Raw genomic sequence first — 22,893 nt, 5'->3', positions numbered from 1 at the left:
GAGCTGTCGACTAATCGTCAGTTCTCGGGCACACGTTCTAGCGGTCCTACCCTCACGAATTCGGGTCGGCGTCGATCGCTCCTTGAACGTCATTGAACAGCAGGTTCGAGATCTCGACCTGCACGATCTCCACATTCGGCACATCATGCAGCAGCAGCGGGTCATCGGCCGAGGTCTGTAAGGCCAGAGTTCCACACCCGAACAGGCGATCGTTCAGGTCCTTGACCATCTGAATGTCCGAGATACGACTGAGCGGCAGGTCGTGCCCCGTGCGCTGGAAAATACCCGAGCGCGTAATGATCCGCTTCGTCGTCACCGTATAGGTCGCAGCCATCCACTTGGCCCACGGCACGACAAATAGTGGAACCGCAATGATCACAAAGACGATCCAAATCGCCGGCAGCGCCCACTTTCGCGAGTCCACAGGCACAAACACCGATCCAACAATCGCGGCAGCAAGCAGCAGCACAACCGCCACGATCCTCCACAGCAGCACCTTGATGTGCGTGTGCATATGGCGGACGACAACTTCATCTTTGCTCAGGAGCTTTTTCGACAAACCCATACCCTCATTCTGCCAGACCGCGCCCCGCCCTTCTGACAATTTCGACTCCCCTCGAGCCTGCTAGTCTGGAACAGTCGAGAGGAAACACATGAACACCCTGGTCACTATCCTTCTGGTTTGCGCCGCACTTATCGTTGTCGTTGTCGGCCTCCACCTCTTCGTGACCGGGCTCTTGGTCCGCAACCAGGCGGTTCGCCCGCCTCTCGGCCTCTATCTGCGAGATATCCCGGTCGGCTCGCACGCCTGGAACGCCGGCCATCAAGCCGTGTGGGTCCTCCTCTTCATGGGCGGAGTCCTGGGCACCGCGCAGGGAATCGCCGTCATCGCTATGGCTTTCATGCACTCCGCTGGCTCAACCTCGACCAGCCTGATTTTCCTTGTGATGGGCGCGCTCACCGTCGGAGTCCTCGGCTGGAACGCGCGAGCAGGTGCAACCCAGGTTGCGCTTGCGACGATCGAAGAAGACCAGTCCTCCGCTGACGAGGCCTAGCGCCAGTTCCAGACACACGAAGTCGGCAAATGTCATGCCTTATAGCCTGCGTCTTTTGCTGACTTCATGTGGCATGCGGCCGGCCGGGCAAGACACCAGCAAACACCAAGACACCCCCCATCCAGCATACTTTCAGCTATTTTCGTTGATAATCCCCACATTTTCGCAAAACTGTACGGAAGCGCAGGCTCACTGCGTTACAGTGGAAACATATCTCAAGAAGACCTGAATTTTCTCTGGAGTTTGCATGATCCTGTCAATTATTCGTCAGCGCAGTGCGCTCGGCGTGGCCGCAGCGCTCATCACTGTCCCCCTCGCGGGCGCAGCACTGCTCGCCCCCACTCACGCAGCCTCGGCAGCAGACGGAAGCACGGCCTCGGCAATCACACGCCCCGAAGTTTGCCAATCCCCCAACACCGTCATCAAGAGCGTATTCTCCCCCGACGGCGACGTTGACAACTCACTGACCATCAACCACAACCCGACGGCCACAACTGCCACCGACGAAGCGGACCGCTTTGGCGAAATTGAGATCGCACAGGGCTCGACACTGACTGTTTCGGGCGAGTTCTCCAAGTACACGACCTCGCGCCCTCTGGGCGGCACTTTCAACGTCAACACAACGATCATCGCTGCATCACCCTCGGGGATTGGCGGCGATTTTGATCCCGACCTGATCGGCGTCATCAACACCTCAACCGACCCAATCTCGCAGGCAAACAACGGCGGCAAGCTCTCCTACATTTTCAAGGCAACGAATCGCGCCGAGGTCGGTAAGACCTACATCGCATACTTCCACCACACACTGATGGGAAACTCAGACTCCCCCATCAACACCGGCGGAAACACGAATCACCTGTTCTATACGGGCTTCCGCGTAAAGGTTGTTGCGCCGAAGAACTGCGCCCCCATCGTCTATGACGCAAACGGCGGCACCATCAAGGGACAGGCAACCTACACTGACGCGGTAGCCTCGACCGGTACTTCAATTACGACGCGCACGAGCCTCCTGACTGAAGAGCCCATTCGCGATGGCTACACCTTCGTGAACTGGACGAATAGCACGACTCTGCTCGGCACGACCTACACCTATACCTACAAGCCGGGCGCGAATGTCTCCGTATGGACGACCGCTGCCACCACGAAGACCTGGGAGCAACTGCTCGAAACTAACACCTTTAAGGCAGTGTGGGCGCCGAAGTACTCTCTGCGCTACGACGCGAACGGCGGCTCGACGACGCCACCAAGCGTTGAGGGCAACTTCGAGGTTGATCGCAAGACCGGTGACGTTACGCAGCCTTCGGTCACAAAGACCGCTGCTGACGCAATCACTCGCGACGGCTACACCTTCAAGGGCTGGAAAGACCAAGCAAGTGGCGAGGAGTTCACTCCCGGTGACGCGGTCGAGCTGACCACCGCGAACCCGAACCGCGTGCTGGTTGCACAGTGGGAGCAAAACGTTGTTCCTACCCCCACCCCCACGACCCCGGCGCCTTCAGTAACCACGCCGGCACCAGTTCCGTCAGTAACCACTCCGGCGCCTGTGCCTTCGGCCTCTACTCCCCCGGTCGCGCCGACCACTCCTGCAACGCCTGCAACTCCGGCAACGCCTTCCACTCCTCAGTCTCCGGCCCCGGTTATTCCCAACCAGCCCTCTGACCCCGGTCAGCCCGGCGGAAACCCCGCTCAGCCTGGCACAGAAGATCCGGCACAGCCCGCTCAGCCTGCACCTGAGCAAGGCACGCAGGGTGGAAACGCTCCGCGAGCACTGGCACACACCGGGTGGTCGCCCGTCGCTCTTGCTGCCTCGGCAGCCTTCTTGAGCATGGGAATCACGATCCTCACGGCAGCGCGTCGCCGCGGCGAAAACTGAAGCGCTGCGGTGAAAGCACCTAGGGCCCGCTCGGCGGAATAGTCCTAGAGCTGCCAACACATTTCAATACAAACAGCCGGGGCCGGGGAGCATAATCGCGCTCCCCGGCCCCGGCCTCGTTAATCAGCGGATAACCAGACGATCAGCTCAGATCCACGCTCCCGAACGAGCGAAGTAGTACCAACGACCGTCGATCGTCTGCCAGCCGGTACGCATCTGACCATCGGTGCCGAAGTAGTACCAGGACAGGCCAATGCGCTGCCACCCGGTCGCCATATGGCCGTCGGTTCCGAAGCGGTACCAGTGTCCGTCGAGGTTCTTCCAGCCGGTCACCATGCGGCCGTCAAGCCCAAAGTTGTACCAGTGGCCATCAATCTGAGCCCACCAGGTCTTCATGACTCCCGTGCTCGGATCGAAGTAGTACCAGCTGCCGTTCTCTTGGAGCCAGCCATTCGTGCGGGCGCCGTACGAGCTGTAGTGGCTCCACTTGCCGTCCTGCTGTTCCCAACCGGTGACCATGATGCCGTCTGCGTTGAAACGGTAGGTCGCATCGCCAATAACCACGCTCTGCGAAGCCGCGAAGCTGCCATCCTCGAGCTGCCACTTCCAGCCGGCGCCGGTGTTCACCCAGTGCGCGGGAGTTGCGGAAGGCGTGGGATCAGGGGACGGGGTCGGCTCGGGATCAGGGGTGGGCTGCGGAGCGGGCGTCGGATCGACTGACGGGGAGGGTGCCGGAGTTGGCTCTACCGTCGGAGCCGGCGTGGGCGCCGGAGTCGGATCAACCGAAGGCGTCGGCTGCGGAGTAGGCGCGACGTCCTCGCCCGGGTCCTTCAAACCCAGGTACGCGGCATCAACGCGCATGAAATCAATGTTCTTGTACCCACCGGTCTCATACAGCAGACCCCAGGTTCCATCACCCAGCGCATGCAGGGTCGAGTAGGCCATGTCGCCGCTCTCGAAAACCTTGCCCTCGTTCCAAGTGAAGCCATCGTCATAGGACACGCGAATCGTTCCATTCGCGCGGGCACTCGACGAATCCGCGTTCGAGAAGAGCAGCACGCGTGCGCGCGCCGAACCCTGAGGCGCATTCGGGTATGCGCGAATGATCGAAGCATTGTTGCGCGGATCTGTCAGGTCCCAGTTGTGGCGGAAAGGACCCCAAGTCTGGCCACCATCGTAGGAAATCGCCTCGAGGCGCTGGCCCGCGGTGCCCTGCGTGCGAGAGTTGAGCAGCAGGCGCCCATCGGAGAGTTCGACGACCTTGTTCTCATCCGCACTCCCCTCACTGGGAGCGCCCGGCTTCCACGTTGCGCCGTGGTCATCGGAGTAGACAGAAACAGCCATAAGCGAGGTGCTGCCAGTATTTGCGACCGCGTACTGCTGAATCAAGCGACCGGCGTGTGCGCCATAGCGCAGCTGGATACCTTCTCCAGAAGATGCGAAGCGAGTAAACCACTGGTCTTCATTGCCCTGCGTCACCTGATCAGTAATCGTGCGAGGATTCACCCAAGTCTGGCCATTGTCGTGCGACTCAACAACGTGTGCGTGGAGGATGTTTCGCGCGTTGGGATCAGTACCCAACTGCGACTGGAACAGACCCGCGTCAAAAGACTTCACCGAGAAGAGGAAGATCGTCCCGGTGGTGCGATCAACAACGAAAGAAGGATCCGAGAATCCGACCTTATTCGCGCCGGGGGTTCCGGCAAGAGCGGTTTGGATCGGGGTCCACGACTTACCGCCGTCCTTCGAGATGCGGTAGACGATCGAGTTCGCCTGGGGTGCATCCTGGCAGGTTTCGGGGCGGCCGTCCCATGCGGCGATGATCCAGCCGTTGGTCGCCGTGGTCAGCGCGGGGATGCGATGGCACTTGAATCCATTCAGCCCGGGCGAGGCCAGGCGCGCGACCTCACCAATCGCGTAGTCCTTGGGGGTTTCCACCGGGTCAGGCTCAGCTGCACGCGAACCGGGGAGCACGGTGACGGCCTCGGCAGTGGCGGTAATTCCACCGGCGATGACGTCGTTTCCGTTGCGGTCACGGGTCGCCGCCCACGTCGAGGTGGGGGTGAAGGAGCCGGCGGTCAGGTCGGCCTCGGTGATCGTGTAGGTCGCGGACTTGCACTGCTTGGTCGTGTGCGCGGCGAGGTTGTGCCAGCGGCAGTTCGGCGCGCCGGTCGTCAGGACGCCCGCGAGATTTGATTCCTTCGGGAATACGGTCAGAGCACTGTCAGTCTCGTTCGTGTAGGTGAAGGTGAAGGTGAGGACGTCCCCCACATATACCTTGTCCCCGAGGGTGTCTGTGCGCGTTGCGGTAACGGTGATCGGCGCTGGGCTTGTTTCGATTGCCGAGGCCGTGGCCGCGTCGCCGGGTTGGGTGTCACTTTCGGGGGTTGCCAGTGCCGGCAGAGAGAACGACGCACACAAAAGTGCTGCGCCTGAGACGGCTGCCATGGCCCGCCCATATCGACGGAGGGTCATCTTTGGTCCTTCTGAATGAATGATATGGATGCGAGACTGAAAAGCGACACGTGAGTCAGGTCTCAGTCATCACATAAGTCATCTTACAAATTCGCGGGACCTTCAGACAGTTTCATCAGGATACTATTCGCTGGCTTTCAGCATATTTCCACCGATTTTGTTGACGCGCGTGCGAGTAAGTGTCGTGCTGTGCGTGTGTAGCTGGCTTTGACACAGGAAAGCTTCAATTGGCACAGCCTATCCAAGGCCTCATCCACAGACTCTCCCACAGCCTCTCCCCCCTCCACACGAAGTCAACAAAAGACACAGGTCATAAGGCATGGCATTCACCGACTTCCTGTGTCTTTTCGGGAAGGAAGGGCGAGGCCGGACGAGCGCGAGACGGAGACAGGACAGCGGAGACCCGCGCGCGAACACAAAAACGCTGTGGGCCGGCGCGAATGCACCGGCCCACAGCCGTTTGGTCAAAACACCAGTCTTAACCCGAACTCAGCTCAGCTCAGCTCAAATAGCCGACCGAACCACACATGAGGACAACTCAGCGAGCTGCGCTGCCTTCGGTGTAGTCCTCATCAGCCTGGGTCCAGCCGAAAGCCTTACGCAGCTTCTGGCCGGTGGCCTCGATCGGGTGAGACTCTTCCTCAGCACGCAGTGCCTTGAACTCGAGAGCACCATTGTCCTGGTCCTCGATGAAACGGCGAGCGAAGGTGCCATCCTGAATATCAGAAAGGATGTCCTTCATTGCCTGCTTGGAGGATTCACCGATAACGCGCGGGCCAGAGATGTAGTCGCCGTACTCAGCGGTGTCAGAGCAGGACCAACGCTGCTTGGTGATGCCACCCTCGTTGATCAGGTCAACGATCTGCTTCATCTCGTGGCAAACCTCGAAGTAGGCAATCTCGGGCTGGTAGCCAGCGGCAACCAGGGTCTCGAAACCAGCCTGGATCAGGTGAGAGACACCGCCACACAGAACGGCCTGCTCGCCGAAGAGGTCAGTTTCGGTCTCTTCGGTGAAGGTCGTCTTGATGACGCCTGCACGGGTGCCACCAATTGCCTTTGCGTAGGACAGAACCAGGTCCCAAGCCTGACCGGAAGCGTCAACCTCAACGGCAACAACGTCCGGGGTGCCTTTGCCCTGGGTGTAGGTCTCGCGGACCTTGTGGCCCGGCCCCTTGGGGGCAACCATGATGACATCGTGACCGGTGGGGACCTCGATGTAGCCGTAGCGAATGTTGAAGCCGTGCGCGAAGAGGAGGGCCGCGCCTTCCTTCAGGTTCGGGGCGATCTGCTCGGCGTAAACGAAACGCTGCACCTGGTCGGGCAGGAGGATAGAGACAACGTCGCCCTCGGCCACGGCCTCGGGAACATCCTTCACCTCGAGGCCGGCTGCCTCAGCCTTTGCCCAAGAAGAGGAACCGGGACGCAGGCCAACGACCACGTCAACGCCGGAATCCTTCAGGTTCAGTGCATGTGCATGTCCCTGCGAACCGTAGCCAATAACGGCCACCTTCTTGGACTGGATCAGCGACAGGTCTGCGCCGTCGTCGTAGATGATCTCTGCCATTCTTATTTCTCCTTTAGTTGATCCGTAATCGATTGCTCACCGCGACCGATCGCGACAGCACCCGATTGGACGAGTTCGATGACGCCGTAGGGTTCCATGGCCCGCAGCAGCGCCTCCAGCTTGGGTAGTGAACCGATCGACTCAATGACGACCGACTCAGGTTGAACGTCGACAACATGCGCACGGAACAAGTCCACGACCTGCAAGACGCCAGTGCGACGAGATTCATCAGCGCGAACCTTCATCATGAGCAGACGACGTTCGACGGATTCTTCGGGGTGGAGCTCAACAATCTTGAGGACATTGATGAGCTTATTAAGTTGACGCTTCACCTGCTCGATGGGAGCAGAATCGGCCTCGACGATAATCGTCATGCGTGAGATGCCGGGTTGCTCGGTCTCCCCCACTGCCAGGGACTTAATGTTGAACGAGCGGCGTGCAAACAAGCCGGAGACTCGGGTCAAAACACCAGGCTTGTTTTCCACCAGGACAGCCAGCGTGTGCATCATCAGTCTTCCACCTCCCAGTCGGGCGCGATATCGCGGGCGTAGCGAATATCGTCATTGGGTACTCCGGCTGCGACCATCGGCCACACCATCGCGTCTTTCGAAACCCTAAAGTCCAAGAGGACCGGGCGATCATTAATCGACATTGCCCACTTAATCGCGTCCTCGACGTCCTCGGCGCGACGCACGGTGCGCGCCTCCAAGCCATAGGCCTTAGCGAGCATCTCAAAGTTGGGGATCTGCTCACCCTCGGTCGGGTTCAGCGTTGTATTTGAGTAGCGCTCCCCATAGAACAGTGTCTGCCACTGACGCACCATTCCCAGCACCGAGTTATTGATCAGCGCGACCTTGATCGGGATGCGGTTGATCGAGCAGGTTGCCAGTTCTTGGTTCGTCATCTGGAAGGAACCATCACCGTCAACGGCCCACACGACCTTGTCCGGTGCACCCACTTGCGCGCCCATGGCTGCGGGAATGCAGTAGCCCATGGTTCCCAGACCACACGAGGAAATGAAGTGCGAGGGTTCTTCGAATTCGATGAACTGTGCGGCCCACATCTGGTGCTGTCCCACGCCGGTGACGTAGATGGCCTCGGGGCCAGCGATCGAGGACAGCTTCGAGATCACCTCTTGGGGAGCCATGAAACCGTCAGTGGGTTCGACCCATCCCAGCGGGTAGGTCTCGCGCAAGCGGTTCAGGTAACGCCACCACCCCGAAAGGTCAGGCTTGCCGAGGCGTTCGTAGGCCTCGGGAAGAGCGGCGTTCAGCGCGGCCAAGGCGGGCTTGAGGTCCGCAACCACTGCAACGTCGGCATAGCGGTTCTTTGACATCTCCGCGGCGTCGATATCGACGTGGACAATGCGGGCACGAGGCGCGAAAGAATCCAACTTTCCGGTCACGCGGTCATCGAAGCGCGCGCCCAGCGCAACGACCAGATCCGCGCGCTGGAGAGCTCCCACCGCGGGAACGGTGCCGTGCATGCCGGGCATCTTCAGGTTGTGAGGATCCGAATCGGGGAAGGCGCCGCGAGCGGGAAGAGTCGTCACGACAGCCGCGTCGGATAGTGCCACCAGTTCGCGCAGTTCCTTTTCGGCGCGCGCTCGGACGAGGCCGCCGCCGACGTAGAACACAGGAGCCTGCGCGCGTGCGATCTCCTCTGCGGCGCGCTCGATCTGGCGCGGAATGGGCTCGAAAGCGGGCTGGTAGCCGGGAAGATCCATGGGCACGGGCCAGATGTATTCGAATTCTTCGACCTGTGCGGATCGGGTGATATCCACGAGGACGGGGCCCGGGCGGCCAGTCTTGGCGATGTGGAAGGCTTCAGTGAGGCGCGCGGGGATTTCACGCGGGTCCGTCACCAAGAAGGAGTGCTTGGCTAGGGGCATTGAGGCGCCCACGACGTCGGCTTCCTGGAAGGCATCGGTGCCGATCAGGGAGGCGCCAACCTGGCCTGAGATGACGACGATTGGGACGGAATCGATGTTTGCGTCCGCAATCGCAGTCAGAGTGTTTGTTGCTCCCGGCCCAGAGGTCACGATCGCGACGCCAACCTTGCCGCTGGCTAGGGCGTATCCTTGCGCCGCATGGCCTGCGCCCTGTTCGTGGCGCACGAGGATGTGGTGGAGCGAGGAGCTCATCAAAGGATCGTAGGTGGGCAGGATTGCGCCACCGGGCATGCCGAAAACGTCAGTCACGCCCAATGCTTCAAGAGTGGTCACAATGGCTTGCGCGCCGGTCATCACCCGACGTGTTTCTTCAGTCATTATCAGCCTTCCAGTCGGTCTACGCTTCCGCTTCAAAGGACATGAGCCCTTTGGGGAATCATGGGGTGTCATGCATGAAAAAATCCCCTTCACAGGTGCGGTCGCGGCGCAAACTCAGGTGTTTGCGAACGCGTAGCGCATATGCGCGGGGATTGAGGCGTGCGTTCCATCCGACAATTCACACGGCAGGAATCGCACGCCTGGGTACGATGACCGAGACGAGAATTCCCGAAATGCGAAGCTTCATCACGCTTCTACCGTAGAGCCTCTTGCCGCCATGGGCTTTTTAATCTCACACTCCGGAATATGTGGGACCTTGGCCTCAAAATCGAAAATTTGTCAGACAGCAATTGAGTCCCTTTCGACACAATCTGCATAATTCTGCGCTTCATCCATTTGGCCCCTCTCTTGAGTACGACGATACTGAGAAGCGGATACAGAAAATCCTGATCACCAGACAATGGAGCCATCACAGTGGAGATCTTATTTACGAAGCTCGCTGATCAGCCTGTCCTATTCCTGTTCCTCCTGATCGGCATCGGAATGGCCTTCGGCCACGTGAAGATCAAGGGAATCGGACTGGGCGCGGCGGCCGTACTCTTCTTTGCAATCATCTTGTCGGCCTGGGCCGAAACCTACGGCATTCACCTGCGTGTCACCCGCGAATTGGGCACTCTCGGTTTGGCGCTTTTCACCTTCGCAATCGGTATGAATTCGGGCGCCTCGTTCTTCCACAACCTCAAGAGCGCGATCGGCCCGATCCTCACGATGGTCGCCCTCTACGCCATCGCCGCAGCTACCGGTGAATTCATTGGCCGTATGTGGGGAATGGACCCCGCACTCATCGCCGGCACCTTCGCCGGTTCAGTGACCAACACTCCGGCTCTGTCCGCCGCTGGCCAGGCCTCGGGGAAGTTGGACTTGGCGACCGTCGGTTACTCGATTGCCTACCTCTTCGGCGTCATCGGAATGCTCATCGCCTCGGCCGCCGCCCTGTCCTACGGCAAGCGCGACAAGGATGCCCCCTCTCCCCTGGCGAACCGCACGATCCGCGTCGAGCGCGACGATCACCCCTGCTTGGGCGATATTTATACGACTCTGGGTTCCAAGATCACCTTCTCGCGCCTGCGCCGAGGCGAAACCGGCCCGATCATGCGTCCGTCGATGACCGATACCGTGGATAAGGGCGACCTGGTCACCGTCGTCGGCCCGCGCGAGCTCGTCGCCCGCGTCGCAACCGAATTGGGCCACCCCTCCTCGCATTCCCTCATCGAGGACCGCACCTACTTGGATTTCCGTCGCGTCACGATTTCCAACCCGAAGCTCGCGGGCCATACCGTGGAAGAGCTGGACCTTGCGGGCAAGTTCTCCGCAACCGTTTCCCGCGTTCGCCGAGGCGACGTCGACATGATCGCCGAACCCGGCCTTGTCCTTCAGCAGGGTGACCGCGTCCGCGTAGTCGCACCGACCTCGAAGATGCGGGAGATTACGAAGTTCTTCGGCGACTCCGCACGAGGCCTGTCTGACCTCAACCCGATCAGCTTGGGTGTTGGCATGGCGCTGGGAATTTTGATTGGTGAGATTCCGATCTTTACGCCGACTGGAGCCTACTTCTCCATTGGTTCAGCCGCCGGCACGTTGATTGTTGGCCTGATCTTTGGCCGTTTGGGTCGCATCGGCCCTATCGTCACTGCGATGCCTTTCACGGCCGGTCAGGTCTTGGCAGAGTTCGGCCTTCTGGTCTTCCTCGCACAAGCGGGCGCTAACGCAGGTGGACAGATTGAAAAGGCTTTCACCTCCGGCACCTGGCTGCAGATCCTCTTGCTGGGCATCATCATGACCTCGATCATGGCTATTGGCCTCTACGTCGTCATGCGTTGGGCTTTCAAGATGGGTGGAACGAAGCTCGCGGGTCTTCTGGCTGGCGCTCAGACGCAGCCTGCAGTCCTGGCTTTCGCAAACTCTCGTACGAATATGGATCCTCGCGTCTCCTTGGGTTACGCCTTGGTCTACCCGGTTGCCATGATCGGCAAGATCCTCGTCGCTCAGATCATGGGTGGTATGTAATCACTCTGAGTGCTCATAGCTCGTGGGCCCCGCACCGACAAGGTGCGGGGCCCACGAGCTTTAACTCAACTAGACCTCAGTCACGCGGCTTTTCGCGCATTTCCCAGGTCTCGATGATGTCGCCTTCTGCGATGTCCTTGTAGCCCAAGGTGATACCACATTCGTAGCCCTCGCGGACTTCGGTGACATCGTCCTTCTCGCGGCGAAGCGATGCGATTTCCAGGTTCTCTGCAACGACAACGCCATCGCGAACCAGGCGAGCCTTGGTTCCACGCTTGATGGTGCCGGAGCGGACAATCGAACCAGCGATGTTGCCGAACTTGCCGGAACGGAAGACCTGACGGATCTCCGCACTGCCCAGTGCGACCTCTTCGTAGATCGGCTTGAGCATGCCCTTCATCGCGGCCTCGACATCGTCGATCGCCGAGTAGATGACGTTGTAGTACTTAATCTCGACGCCCTCGGCATCGGCAAGTTCCTGAACGCGCTCTGCCGGGCGGACATTGAAGCCAATGATGACTGCATTGTCCACGGTCGCCAGGTTGACGTCGTTCTGGGTAATTGCACCGACACCGCGGTGGATGATACGCAGAGCAACTTCTTCGCCCACGTCGATGCGCAACAGCGAATCTTCCAGAGCTTCAACAGCACCGGAAACGTCACCCTTAATGACCAGGTTGAGGGTATCAACCTCGCCTTCCTTGAGGACCTTATCGAAGTCTTCAAGGGAGACGCGCTTGCGACGCTTGGCCAGCATGGCCTGACGTTCAGCAGCTTCACGCTTGTCAGCGATCTGGCGAGCGGTACGGTCATCGGAAGCAACCAGGAAGGAGTCACCTGCACGCGGGACCGAGGTCAGGCCCAGCACTGCAACCGGCGTCGAAGGTCCGGCCTCGGAAACGTCGTTACCGCTGTCATCGAACATCGCACGAACACGGCCGTGCGAGGAACCGACAACCAGCGAATCGCCGACGCGCAGGGTACCGCGCTGGACCAGCATGGTTGCCACCGCGCCGCGTCCCTTATCAAGGTTCGCTTCAATGGCCACACCGCGTGCGTCCGTATCCGGGTTCGCTTCCAGGGTCAGCGCCGCATCAGCGGTCAGCAGCACGGCCTCGAGAAGCTCGTGGATACCCTTGCGCTGCTTGGCCGAAATGTCAACGAACATGACGTCGCCGCCGTACTCTTCGGCAACGAGGCCGTACTCGGTGAGCTGTGCGCGGATCTTCTCCGGGTTCGCCTCTTCCTTATCGACCTTGTTGACTGCAACAACGATCGGCACGCCGGCGGCCTGCGCGTGGTTGATTGCTTCAACGGTCTGAGGCATGACACCGTCATCAGCTGCGACCACGAGGATCGCAATGTCGGTAACCTGCGCACCACGGGCACGCATAGCGGTGAAGGCCTCGTGGCCGGGGGTATCGATGAAGGTGATCGGGCGGCGCGTGCCGTCCTCTGCGGTGACCTTCACCTGATAGGCGCCGATGTGCTGAGTAATACCACCGTGCTCGGAATCGACGACGTCGGTGTGACGGATAGCGTCGAGGAGCTTGGTCTTACCGTGGTCGACGTGGCCCATGACCGTGACGACCGGGGGACGCGGTTGCATGTTCTCTGCATCGTCCAGTTCTTCGGCTTCGAGGTCGATGTCGAAGGACTCGAGCAGTTCGCGATCTTCGTCTTCAGGAGAGACAACCTTGACGTCGTAGCCGAGCTCTGCGCCCAGTGCTTCGAAGGTGTCTTGATCCAGCGACTGCGTGGCGGTTGCCATCTCTCCGAGGTGGAAGAGGACGGTGACCAGCGCTGCGGGATTGACGTTGATCTTTTCAGCGAAATCAGCAAGGGAGGCACCCTGGCGGATACGGATCTGCTGTCCATCGCCGCGAGGAATCGACACGCCACCAATGACGGGTGCGTTCTGCTGTTCGAACTCTTGACGCTTTGCGCGCTTCGACTTGCGTCCGCGCGAGCTCTTGCCGCCACCGCGACCGAATGCGCCCGGTGTTGCGCCGCGGCCGCCACCGCGGCCGCCACGCGGCGGAGCGAAACCGCCACCGGCATTTGCTCCGGGAGCGCCCTGGGCGCCACCGCCACCAGCAGGACGGGTACCGCGGCCTCGGCCACCACGAGGACGATCAGAAGAAGGTGCAGGACCGCCCGAGCGAGCGAAGTTTGCCTGTCCGGGCATCATTCCCGGGTTCGGACGCGGACCGCCACCAGAAGGTGCGCCACCACGAGGCGGACGAGGACCACCAGAACGTCCGCCCTGTGCGCCTGCAGGACGCGGGGGACGTTCGCCGCCCTGTGCGCCGCCGCGAGCGGGACGCGCTCCCCCACGGCCACCCTGGCTACCGCCGGGACGAGGCATGCCCTGGCTGGATGCATAGGGGTTGTTTCCGGGGCGCGGACCGCCGGGACGAGGTGCTCCGGGACGAGGCGCGCCCGGCTTAGGTGCTGCGCCGCCTGCGGGACGGGGTGCGCGAGGTGCACCCGGTTTGGGAGCTGTACCCGGCTTGGGGGCAGCTGCGTGAGTATCGCTTGCAGGACGAGCAGCTGGCTTGGGAGCGCGAGTTTCCTTCGCGCTTTCAGCTGCTTCACCCTTCGGGGCCTCAGCCTTAGGTGCGCGAGGCGCAGGCTTGCGCGACGCGGGCTTGGGGGCCTCGGGAGTGGGGGTTTCGTCCTTCACTGAAGCCTGAGCGGACTCTGCCGGCTTCTCAGCGCTGGCCTTCGCACGAGGCTTGGGGGCAGCGGGCTTCTTGGACGTGCTCTTGGCGGCATCACCCGATGCGGCTGATCCAGAGAGCTTTTCAAAATGTTCACGCGCGTCACGCGCGACAGGGGGTTCAAGTGCGGAGGACGAAGCCTTGACGTATTCGCCCTTGTCTCGTAGGTAGGCCAGCAATTCCTTGCTGGGGATTCCGAGCTCTTTCGCGAGCTCGTGGACACGCAGTTTTGCCACTTTTCTCCTTGTTCGGGAACGTCCCCGAAACGGAGACGTATCACTGATATTGCAGGCAGCTCATCGCTGGGTACTCATCGGGTGCCCATGGGCTTTCAACCCGCTTTCGCTACTCGTTGTCCGGCGCCCTGTGCGCCGCTGACAGAATGGCCTCCCCCAAGGCCTTCCACTGCTGGTCGGTCATGTCGACCGTTCGTCGCAGCGAACGCCCCATCGCCCGCCTGGTGCGAGCAAGGTCTAGGCAGCGAGCTTCGGGATGAAACCACGCTCCCCGACCGGGAAGTTGACGACGGGCATCAACGTGGAGATGTCCGTCGGTAGAGGCAACGACACGGATCAACTCCGAACGTTGCGCGCGTATTCCACAACCCACACAGGTGCGAAGCATAGAAGTGGATTGAGACACGCCTTCAAGCTTAGCTGAGTCAGTCCTCATCCAAGTCATCGGATTGTGAGCGACTGATCACGTCATCAGGAGTGGACGAACGCGACGCCAGTGCTTCTTCACCGTTTTCGGTGTCCGAGTGAATATCGATGTGGAAGTCCGTCAGGCGTGCCGCGAGGCGTGCGTTCTGGCCTTCCTTACCGATAGCCAGCGAAAGCTGGAAGTCGGGGACAATCGCAGTGGCAGTGCGCTGTTCAACAGAGTGAACAACCACGCGGGACACGCGAGCCGGAGACAAAGAGTTAGCAACGAAACGCGCCGGATCCTCTGACCAATCGACGATGTCAATCTTTTCCCCACCCAGTTCGTTCATAACTGCACGCACACGCGAACCCATGGGGCCAATGCAGGCGCCCTTGGCGTTAACACCCTCACGGGTTGCCAAAACAGCGATCTTCGAGCGGTGTCCAGCTTCGCGAGCAATCGCCTTAATGCGGACCAGTCCCTCCTGAATTTCGGGAACCTCGCGCTCAAAAAGACCCTTGACGAGACCGGGGTGAGTGCGCGACAAGGTGATGCGAGCACCGCGGTCAGTGCGCTCGACGGAAACAATGAGCGCACGCAGGCGGGTGCCGTGGGAGTAATCCTCGCCGGGAACCTTTTCCGAATCGGGAAGAACGGCCTCGAAATCATCAGCCAGCTTCACGATCGTCATACGCGAGTCACGGGACTGCTGAACGACACCGGTAACGATCTGGCCAGTCTTGCCAGCAAAGTCACCCAGGACGCGCTGATCATCGGCGTCACGCAGGCGCTGCATAATGACCGAACGCGCTGTGGACTGGGCGATGCGGCCAAAGTTCTTCGGGGTGTCGTCAAATTCTCCGATGGGGTTACCATCGTCGTCTTCTTCGGTGGCCATCACGGTGACGCGGCCGGTGCGCTTATCAATTTCGATGCGAGCCTTTGAAATCGCACCGGGGATGTTGTGGTAGGCCTTGAGTAGCGCTTCTTCGATGGCATCAACCAGGGTATCGAGCGATACCCCCTTCTCGTGTTCGACCATCCGCAGGGCGGTCATATCGATTTCCATAGCGTCCCTCATTCCCACGAGCCGAAGTCGACGCGCGAACGCGCCTTCTTGATCTCGTCATATGCAATTGTGTGGCTTTCAGCGCCGGTATCTACAGTAGCGCTTTTCTCGTCCGCCTGGCTGACTCGTCCCACGACCTTGTCACCGTTGCGCAATTTCACGCTGACAAGTCCGCCGATCTGACGCATCCAGTGTTCAGGCTTCTTCAGCTCTCGTTCAAGACCGGGAGTAGATACTTCCAGCATGTAGGCATCCGAGATCGGGTCCGCTGAATCCATGGCTTTGGAGATTGCCCGCGAGATTTCAGCAAGAGCATCAGAAGACAGACGCTCCGCACCAAGGGGCTCTTCAACGGTGATACGACACACCAAATCCCCGTTTTGTTTGAGGATCGTTACCGCGTCAAGCTGCGCCCCCGCTTGGGTGACGATACCTTCGACCAGCGCACGGACCTGTTCTTCAATCTGTGTGGGTGCCACCTTCACTCCTTCACGCGACACGGTATTCTAGGCAATCGTACTCGTCTTTTGACCATGGGATGATGTTGTTGTGAAACACCCGAAACTCTTCACTGCGTGTATTGCTGTCCTCAGCATGTCCTTGGGGGCATGCGGAATCCACCTGGAATCTTCCGCCACCCATTTGCCCGCATTGACCGGTTTCGCACTTTCCCGCGATGCTTCGGCAAGGACCGAGGCCGCCGCGGCCCAGCGTGCGCATTCCCTCGCTGCACTTGCAAGCGAGTGTTCCTCCTGCGCGTCTTCTCTTGAGGCCCTTGCGCAGAGTTCGCAGCAACGCTTGGATTTCCTCGGTGGAGTATGGGACCCCTGGAAGGATCAGGAGAACACTGCCAATCTTCCCCAGCCTGAAGAGGTTGCCGAAGCCCCTTACAGGATCGAAGAATTCATTTCGTGGCTCGTGATCTCGGCTCGCCGGGACCTGCGTGCAGCCAGCAACCCCACGACTTCCTCTCCTGAGCAATCGCGCCAACTGAGCGCAGTCGCACTGGGACGCTACGCCTCGGCAGTGCAATTGGCTCAGGCCTACGCGATCGACATAGATGCGGGCGATCAGGGCGTTGATGCCCTCGCCCAACGATTCACCCAGGCCACAGGCGCCTCCCCCAATTGGCTCGTCCGCCAGGGCGCTTCCTCCGACCTGACGCTCCCCCAGGTCTCGCAAACAACCTCTGCTTTTTCGTCTTCCGACGAGGCCGCCGCTTCTACCGCGAGCTGGGACTGCATCGCACAGACTCTGCCCAAGTCTGCGGTCCACACCGCCGACTTCTACGAGGCCGAGACCATTGAGAACGCTCTCCTTGATCGCGCCTCGCGCTCTCTGGAACGTGGGAGCAAGGATTCGCGCCAATTGCGTTGTTCTCTTACGAACACCTCGCCTTCTGATCTTGCCCAGGCCAGCCTTCGCGCCGATGTCAACCTGCTCCAGTCCGACTCACAAGATGTTCGTCTTTTCGGCGTTCAAGCCGCCCTCGACGATCTTCGTCTCTGGGCTGGTGCTCCGACCGTTACTTTCCCGGCGGTGGTGACGCTTCAATGAGCTCGGGACTTGCCGATTATCGTGATCTGCTCCCCCGCGGGGACGCGGATGCGCTCCATATTGAGCTCGATGACGGGGCAATCCTCGTTTCGGGGCGCTATGCCTTGATCATGATCCGTGAAGGTGAAGTCACTGATTCGGCGATGTGGTACGAGGTTCAGAGCGCTCGCTGGGAGGGCGAAAAACAGGAGTTGAGCGTGAACTGGGTTGATCCGGCACGTTCTCCTCTAGTTGTTCATTCTTCGCATTCTCCGATGCGTCCTTTTATGGAAAACATCAGCGAGAAGGTCAATCGCACTCAGGTTCTGGTTCGCAGCGTGAAAGCTCCAAATGGTGCGGTGATTACCGCGCAGATTCGCAAGCGTGAGGATGGAGAGTTGTTTTCTGTTCTTGCAGCACGCGGAAGGCTTGATGACGAGGCGATGGAGCTTGCACATTCCCTTGAAAAACAGCTGCGTGAAAGCGTCGGTTTGGAGTAGCCCAAGAGTTACTGTGCACGCTCGGTGAAACGCTGGCGCACTTCTTCGAGGCGCATGAGTTCTCGGAATGCCTGGGTGTATTGGGGATCATCTTCGCTCAGGCGTTGAAGGTTCGCATTCGCATCCGCCAGGCGCCTTGTGACATCGAGGCGGACCATTGCACCCATCGCTCCCCTGCAGTACGCGCGAAGTTGGTCCTCGCGGTCTTGAGGGAGCGGCGCAACTGCTAATTCCACCAACACGGCTGCGACCTCGGGAATCATGAGCGCGCGAACATCATCGACGAAGGCACGTGTTGCTGCCTGGACTGCCTTGGCGCCCTTCCCGAAGTGTTCTTCTGCTTGGCGAAGAACCTTCACAAAAGCATCCAATCCCCCTGCCGCGCGGATCGCATCGTGAACCGCACGGTAGGAGGGGACAGAAAATGCCTCTCCCCCGAGTTCTTCAAAGCCCGACCCCACCACATACATGGGGTATTGAATGAGTGCTTCAAGGGCTTGGCGCTCGATTCGAGAAACCGGGTCCTCGGGGCCTCGCCGCACGGGAGCGGGCTGCGGAGTTTCCACGGGCGCTCCCCTTCCCCCGTACGAGGCCGGGCGCGAGTGTGCGCTTGAGCGAACCGCACGCGAGACCTCGGAAATATCCATGCCGATCCACCCCGCGAGCGAACGCGTGTACTCGCGTTGGAGCGCGTGGTCGCGGATGCGAGCAACTACGGGAGCCGCCGCACGTAGGGCTTTCACGCGCCCTTCTGCGGTGCGCAAATCGAGCTGGCGCAGAACCGAACGGATAACAAACTCAAAAAGCGGCGTCCGAGAGTTCACCAACTCCACAACGGCGCGCTCTCCTTGAGCCATGCGGAGCTCGCAGGGGTCCATGCCATTGGGTTCCACCGCGACGAAAGTCTGGGCTGCGAAGTTCTGGTCCATTTCGAAAGCACGAAGCGCAGCTTTTTGTCCCGCCGCGTCACCATCGAAGGTGAAGATCACTTCTCCGCCGTGGGTTTTCCCATTGCTGAGGACAACTCCAGCGGCACTGTCCGCGCTATCTCCCAACAGGCGCCGGACGATTTTTACGTGGTCTTCACCGAAAGCGGTACCGCAGCTTGCGACCGCATATCCCACACCGGCGGCGTGGGCAGCCATGACGTCCGTGTAGCCTTCGACGATAACGACCTTGCGGTTTCGTGTAATTTCTTTCTTCGCAAGATCGAGGCCATAGAGGACTTGAGACTTGTGATAGATCGGGGTTTCCGGGGTGTTGAGGTACTTCGGAGAATCCTTGTCCTCATCGTTCAAACGCCTAGCGCCAAAGCCGATCGTCGCACCCGTAATGTCACGGATTGGCCACATAAGTCTGCCGCGGAAACGATCATAGAGTCCGCGGTTTCCGCGAGTTGCAAGTCCTGCAATCTCGATTTCTTGATCGGTAAAGCCCTTGGACCGCAGGTGGCGGGTAAGCGCATCCCATGAGCTGGGCGAATAGCCGATTCCGAAGTGACGACAGGTCGCTTCATCGAAGCCTCTCTGGCCAAGGAAACGACGTCCTTCGTGGGCTTCTGGGGAAGAGAGCTGCGCCTGGTAGAACTCTTCGGCGACGCGGTGCGCGTCAAGGAGCCGCTGACGGCGACCGGGTTCTTCGCGGCGTAGGGTTCCGCTGCCCGCGGCCTCGTAACGCAAAGTGATCCCAGCTTTGAGGGCCAAGGCTTCCACGGCCTCGGTGAAGGAAAGAGAATCAACTTTTTGTACGAAACTGATGACGTCCCCGCCTTCGCCGCAGCCAAAGCAATGCCAAAAACCTTGGGAGGGGCGGACGTGGAACGAGGGCGTGCGTTCGTCGTGGAAAGGGCACAATCCTTTTAAAGAATCGACGCCTGCGGGGCGCAGGGCAACTCGCTCGCCGACGATTTCTTCGATGCGCGAAGCATCACGTACGGCGGCGATGTCTTCTTTGAGGATCAGGCCGGCCATGAGTTCAGTTTAGCGAGTGGACACTTTTCTAGCAGAAAGATGTGGATGGCGTCGGCCACCCCGATCTCGCTTCTCAGAGCTGTGAGGACAGCATTCCACACATGCGCGCGTGCCAGCGTGAGGCGGAGATATCGGTCAACGAGGCGACTTGGTCGATAACGACTCGTAGGCGTTGTCCCTCGTCCGTGGTTGCGCGCCATTGAGCGGCAAAAGGCGGTTCAAGATATTCGGGGCCAGCATTGACAAGAGCATCAACCAGGTCGTTGAGGAGCGTGCGCTGCTGGTAGTACACGGGTTCGCTTTCGCGCGGACTCATGACGTAGTGGACCGCCATGCCCTTGAGGACCTGGATTTCCGCGCGAGTATTGGCTGGGACGACGAGCTCGGCGAGGTAGCGCCCCAGGGGCTGGTCTCCTGCGACCTGGCGGGTCGCCGCGACCGTTGCGTTGGAGAAGCGCCCGATCAGCTCGCTGGTCAAGTCCTTGAGGGCAGCCAAATCAGCGTAGGAGCCGCTGAAAGACCCCATCCATTCGGGCATGGTCACCAAACGCTCGAAAGCGCGGTAAAGATCGTCTTCGCAGATCGATGTGCCATACCACTTCATGGTGGATTCAATGACCCCTTGGGTATGGGAATCGCTGCATAGGCGTTCAAGGTCCATCTTCCCCGTTGCAACAGCGTCTTCCATGTCATGAACCGAGTACGCAATGTCGTCAGAAAGATCCATGATTTGAGCTTCGAGGCAGCGCCTGCCCGCGGGGATTCCTTGGCGCATCCAGTCGAAAGTCGGACGGTCGTCCTCGTAGACGGAGAATTTACGTTGGGATTTAACGGGGTCTGGGCCTTCGCCCCTCGCCCACGGGTATTTGCAGATCGCATCCAAGGTGGCACGCGTCAGGTTCAGACCTGCCGGCCCGTCTTTGCCAAGAACTTTGGGTTCCAAGCGTGCGACGATTCTCAAGGTCTGCGCGTTTCCTTCAAAACCACCGATCTCACGAGCCAACTCGTTGAGCGCAAGTTCGCCGTTGTGCCCAAAGGGTGGGTGGCCTAAATCGTGGGAAAGACAGGCCGCGTCCACCACATCCGGGTCTGCGCCCAGTTCTTTGCCTAACTCGCGGCCCACTTGGGCAACTTCGAGCGAGTGAGTGAGGCGGGTTCGAACAAAATCATCCGACGTTGGCCCAAGGACCTGTGTTTTCTCCCCTAAACGTCGCAGAGCCGAAGAGTGAAGTACTCGCGCACGGTCGCGTTCGAAATCTGTCCGAGATCTGGATTTCGCTGTCTCTGGGACGAAACGCTCACAATCGCTGGGCACGTAGGCAGGGGAAGTGTTCACATGATAAGCCTAACTGTTTGTTGAAGGCTTTCATTGCATAAGATGGTGTTGTGCATTCAACGAACGGGACTCAGGTGGTGACTACCCTCGTCCATGCTGCCCGGAAAGGCACTCATCCGTGGTGGTATTCGTCGGTCATTTGCCGCATTCCCCGGCGCGTTGACCATGATCTTGCTCAGCAGCTCAGCGAAGAGGCAATCCGCTTTGCTCGCGTGGGCGTTGATGCCCTCGTGCTTTCTCCGATCCCCCAGATGATTTGGGGCGTCAATCCAGAACTTATTTCGCTGGTCAAGCGTTTTCACAGGGTCGGTGTCAAGATCATCGTCCATCTTCCCGGTTCAGCTGATTGGAATACCTACGATTTCAACGGTCCTTACTCCGCCGATGAGACGGTGACGACTCTGCTTGGCCGTGTGCGAGCATGCGTAGATGCAGGCGTCGACGGGATCGACTTTGGGACTCTGCCGTTCATTCACTATGGGCCGGATTCAGTTGAACGCCGAGAGTTCATGCATCTCTTGCGCGTGGTCATGGCCGAGGTAGCTAACACTGATACCTTGCCTATTCTGACTTCAAGTTTGCCCCACATGGACGACTCGGATTTGCAAGAGATTCTTCAAGAATCCTGGTTCCATCACCTGCGTAATGACACTCTTCTTGACATCGAGTGGAAGAACCCGCAGCTGTGCGATGCTATCGCGAATACTTTCGCCAACCGCGACCCTGTGGGGCACGTGGCCGCTTGGCCTGCGCTTCCCTACGATGACAGTGAGATTCATCGTGCACGCACTCTTTTCGCCCTAGCCCTTCCGGGAGCTACTTATTTCGATTCGCCGTCAAAAGACACCATTTCCAGTTCCTTTGTGTTGATGGTCCAACAAGCTTTGCGTACGCGCGAAGAGCACGGAATGGGAACGGGCTCTCTTGCCCATGTACGAGGCCTGCCCTGGGCTGGTCCGGATTGCTTGGTTCACATGAGTGCTCAGGTTTTGGTTGTTTTCAACACATCAGATACCACCGTTCTTGTTCCTTCCGAACACCGTCCCTTGGTGTCAACGGGAGTTCTGCCAACTTCCATTGCGTCTGATACTCCACTAGCCCCTGGCCAGTGCGCCTGGTTTGAAACCGCACGCATTCACCCGCGCGCGTTTGCCACGGAATAAGCATTGGACTGCCCGTACACTTAAATCACTGTTCCATCACACCTGGAGACTACGTGGACTTCATTAAGCGACTTCTCGCGATTTTCATCCAGGCCGCAGGCCAGAGCGTCCAAGATGAAACGCGCTCATCGAAGCGCCGCTCACGCTCATCTTCTTCCCGCAGCGCAGGAACTCAGGCTCATTCACCCAAGGCTCGCACGGCCTCGGGAAAGGAAAACAAGGTCTGGGACGTGCGCACGCTTGGCTTGCCACCTTTCCAATACGCTCCCAATCCCGATGGCGACGCGGATCCGGGCGAAGTCGTGTGGACCTGGGTCTCCTACGAAGATGACCCCAGCCAAGGCAAGGATCGTCCCGTTGTTGTCCTTGCGCGAGTATCTCAGGGCCTTGTCGTCGCACAGCTCACTTCTAAGGATCACCGCAAGGACGCCGAGCAAGAGGCACATTGGGGACGCTATTGGTTCCCCATCGGCACCGGCGCGTGGGATTCGCAGGGACGTCCCAGTCAGGTGCGCTTGGACCGCCTTCTCATCGTCGCCCCTGCAGATGTTCGCCGCGAAGGTGCAACCGTCGATCACTCAACCTATAACGCCGTGTGCGATGCCTTGCGCGCACACTGGAATGCCTAAGTTTTCTCCCCATAACACT

At 59.7% G+C, this 22,893-nt stretch carries 18 protein-coding genes; 7 read left to right on the top strand and 11 right to left on the bottom strand.

Annotated features, from left to right (window positions below; genetic code table 11):
• Positions 1-52 precede the first annotated feature (52 nt).
• Entirely contained in the window at positions 53-565 is a 513-nt protein-coding gene (locus HMPREF1627_RS07400) for a PH domain-containing protein (protein WP_034502563.1), read from the bottom strand.
• A gap of 88 nt (positions 566-653) precedes the next feature.
• Between HMPREF1627_RS07400 and HMPREF1627_RS07395 the strand changes: the two genes are divergently transcribed.
• Positions 654-1,055: a hypothetical protein gene (locus HMPREF1627_RS07395; protein ID WP_034502561.1), complete on the top strand. Its 402-nt coding sequence runs from the start codon at positions 654-656 to the stop codon at positions 1,053-1,055.
• A gap of 247 nt (positions 1,056-1,302) precedes the next feature.
• A complete protein-coding gene (locus HMPREF1627_RS10875) occupies positions 1,303-2,928 on the top strand; it encodes an InlB B-repeat-containing protein (protein WP_034502558.1) in 1,626 nt (541 codons plus the stop codon).
• A 147-nt stretch (positions 2,929-3,075) separates the two neighbouring features.
• On the opposite strand, the gene HMPREF1627_RS07385 is transcribed toward HMPREF1627_RS10875, so the two are convergent.
• The 4 genes from HMPREF1627_RS07385 to HMPREF1627_RS07370 all read right to left on the bottom strand — a co-directional run bounded on the left by HMPREF1627_RS07385 (position 3,076) and on the right by HMPREF1627_RS07370 (position 9,236).
• A complete protein-coding gene (locus HMPREF1627_RS07385) occupies positions 3,076-5,403 on the bottom strand; it encodes an exo-alpha-sialidase (protein WP_034502555.1) in 2,328 nt (775 codons plus the stop codon).
• Between the two features lie 538 nt (positions 5,404-5,941).
• Positions 5,942-6,967 (bottom strand): ketol-acid reductoisomerase, encoded by a 1,026-nt coding sequence (ilvC, locus tag HMPREF1627_RS07380; protein WP_034502553.1) that lies wholly within the window; start codon positions 6,965-6,967, stop codon positions 5,942-5,944.
• 2 nt (positions 6,968-6,969) lie between these two features.
• Complete coding sequence (gene ilvN, locus HMPREF1627_RS07375; RefSeq protein WP_034502551.1) at positions 6,970-7,476, bottom strand: acetolactate synthase small subunit; 507 nt, start codon at positions 7,474-7,476, stop codon at positions 6,970-6,972.
• Entirely contained in the window at positions 7,476-9,236 is a 1,761-nt protein-coding gene (locus tag HMPREF1627_RS07370; protein WP_034502549.1) for an acetolactate synthase large subunit, read from the bottom strand. The genes ilvN and HMPREF1627_RS07370 overlap by 1 nt, the downstream gene beginning before the upstream one ends.
• Before the next feature lie 474 nt (positions 9,237-9,710).
• Here HMPREF1627_RS07370 and HMPREF1627_RS07360 point away from each other — a divergent pair, with 474 nt between their 5' ends.
• Positions 9,711-11,303 carry an aspartate:alanine exchanger family transporter gene (locus HMPREF1627_RS07360; RefSeq protein ID WP_034502547.1) on the top strand — a complete coding sequence of 531 codons (1,593 nt, stop codon included), beginning with the start codon at positions 9,711-9,713 and terminating at the stop codon, positions 11,301-11,303.
• Positions 11,304-11,379: 76 nt separating this feature from the next.
• Here the strand turns inward: HMPREF1627_RS07360 and infB are convergent, their stop codons facing one another.
• The 4 genes from infB to rimP form a co-directional block, all read right to left on the bottom strand.
• Entirely contained in the window at positions 11,380-14,262 is a 2,883-nt protein-coding gene (infB, locus tag HMPREF1627_RS07355) for a translation initiation factor IF-2 (protein WP_034502546.1), read from the bottom strand.
• A 109-nt stretch (positions 14,263-14,371) separates the two neighbouring features.
• Positions 14,372-14,698, bottom strand: a complete 327-nt coding sequence (locus HMPREF1627_RS10240) for a YlxR family protein (protein ID WP_081940792.1) — start codon at positions 14,696-14,698, stop codon at positions 14,372-14,374.
• The gene (gene nusA, locus HMPREF1627_RS07350) at positions 14,688-15,740 is read right to left on the bottom strand and encodes a transcription termination factor NusA (RefSeq protein WP_034502543.1); all 1,053 of its coding nucleotides are present in this window, start codon (positions 15,738-15,740) and stop codon (positions 14,688-14,690) included. The genes HMPREF1627_RS10240 and nusA overlap by 11 nt, the downstream gene beginning before the upstream one ends.
• A gap of 8 nt (positions 15,741-15,748) precedes the next feature.
• Positions 15,749-16,219 carry a ribosome maturation factor RimP gene (gene rimP / locus HMPREF1627_RS07345; RefSeq protein WP_034502541.1) on the bottom strand — a complete coding sequence of 157 codons (471 nt, stop codon included), beginning with the start codon at positions 16,217-16,219 and terminating at the stop codon, positions 15,749-15,751.
• A 70-nt stretch (positions 16,220-16,289) separates the two neighbouring features.
• Between rimP and HMPREF1627_RS07340 the strand changes: the two genes are divergently transcribed.
• A complete protein-coding gene (locus HMPREF1627_RS07340; RefSeq protein WP_034502539.1) occupies positions 16,290-17,297 on the top strand; it encodes a hypothetical protein in 1,008 nt (335 codons plus the stop codon).
• Positions 17,294-17,776 (top strand): hypothetical protein, encoded by a 483-nt coding sequence (locus tag HMPREF1627_RS07335; RefSeq protein WP_034502538.1) that lies wholly within the window; start codon positions 17,294-17,296, stop codon positions 17,774-17,776. The genes HMPREF1627_RS07340 and HMPREF1627_RS07335 overlap by 4 nt, the downstream gene beginning before the upstream one ends.
• 8 nt (positions 17,777-17,784) lie before the next feature.
• Here the strand turns inward: HMPREF1627_RS07335 and dnaG are convergent, their stop codons facing one another.
• Together dnaG and HMPREF1627_RS07325 are read right to left on the bottom strand one after the other, a co-directional pair.
• On the bottom strand, positions 17,785-19,746 hold the full coding sequence (dnaG, locus tag HMPREF1627_RS07330) for a DNA primase (protein ID WP_034502537.1): 1,962 nt from the start codon (positions 19,744-19,746) through the stop codon (positions 17,785-17,787).
• Positions 19,747-19,819: 73 nt separating this feature from the next.
• A complete protein-coding gene (locus HMPREF1627_RS07325; protein WP_034502535.1) occupies positions 19,820-21,082 on the bottom strand; it encodes a deoxyguanosinetriphosphate triphosphohydrolase in 1,263 nt (420 codons plus the stop codon).
• A gap of 50 nt (positions 21,083-21,132) precedes the next feature.
• On the opposite strand from HMPREF1627_RS07325, the gene HMPREF1627_RS07320 reads away from it, so the two are divergent.
• Positions 21,133-22,245 carry a hypothetical protein gene (locus HMPREF1627_RS07320; protein WP_034502533.1) on the top strand — a complete coding sequence of 371 codons (1,113 nt, stop codon included), beginning with the start codon at positions 21,133-21,135 and terminating at the stop codon, positions 22,243-22,245.
• Positions 22,246-22,298: 53 nt separating this feature from the next.
• On the top strand, positions 22,299-22,874 hold the full coding sequence (locus tag HMPREF1627_RS07315; protein WP_034502532.1) for a type II toxin-antitoxin system PemK/MazF family toxin: 576 nt from the start codon (positions 22,299-22,301) through the stop codon (positions 22,872-22,874).
• The last annotated feature ends 19 nt before the right edge of the window (positions 22,875-22,893 follow it).

It is taken from the genome of Actinomyces sp. S6-Spd3 (assembly GCF_000758755.1).
In the GTDB taxonomy this organism is placed as follows: domain Bacteria; phylum Actinomycetota; class Actinomycetes; order Actinomycetales; family Actinomycetaceae; genus Pauljensenia.
This window is presented reverse-complemented; position numbering and strand designations above follow the sequence as displayed.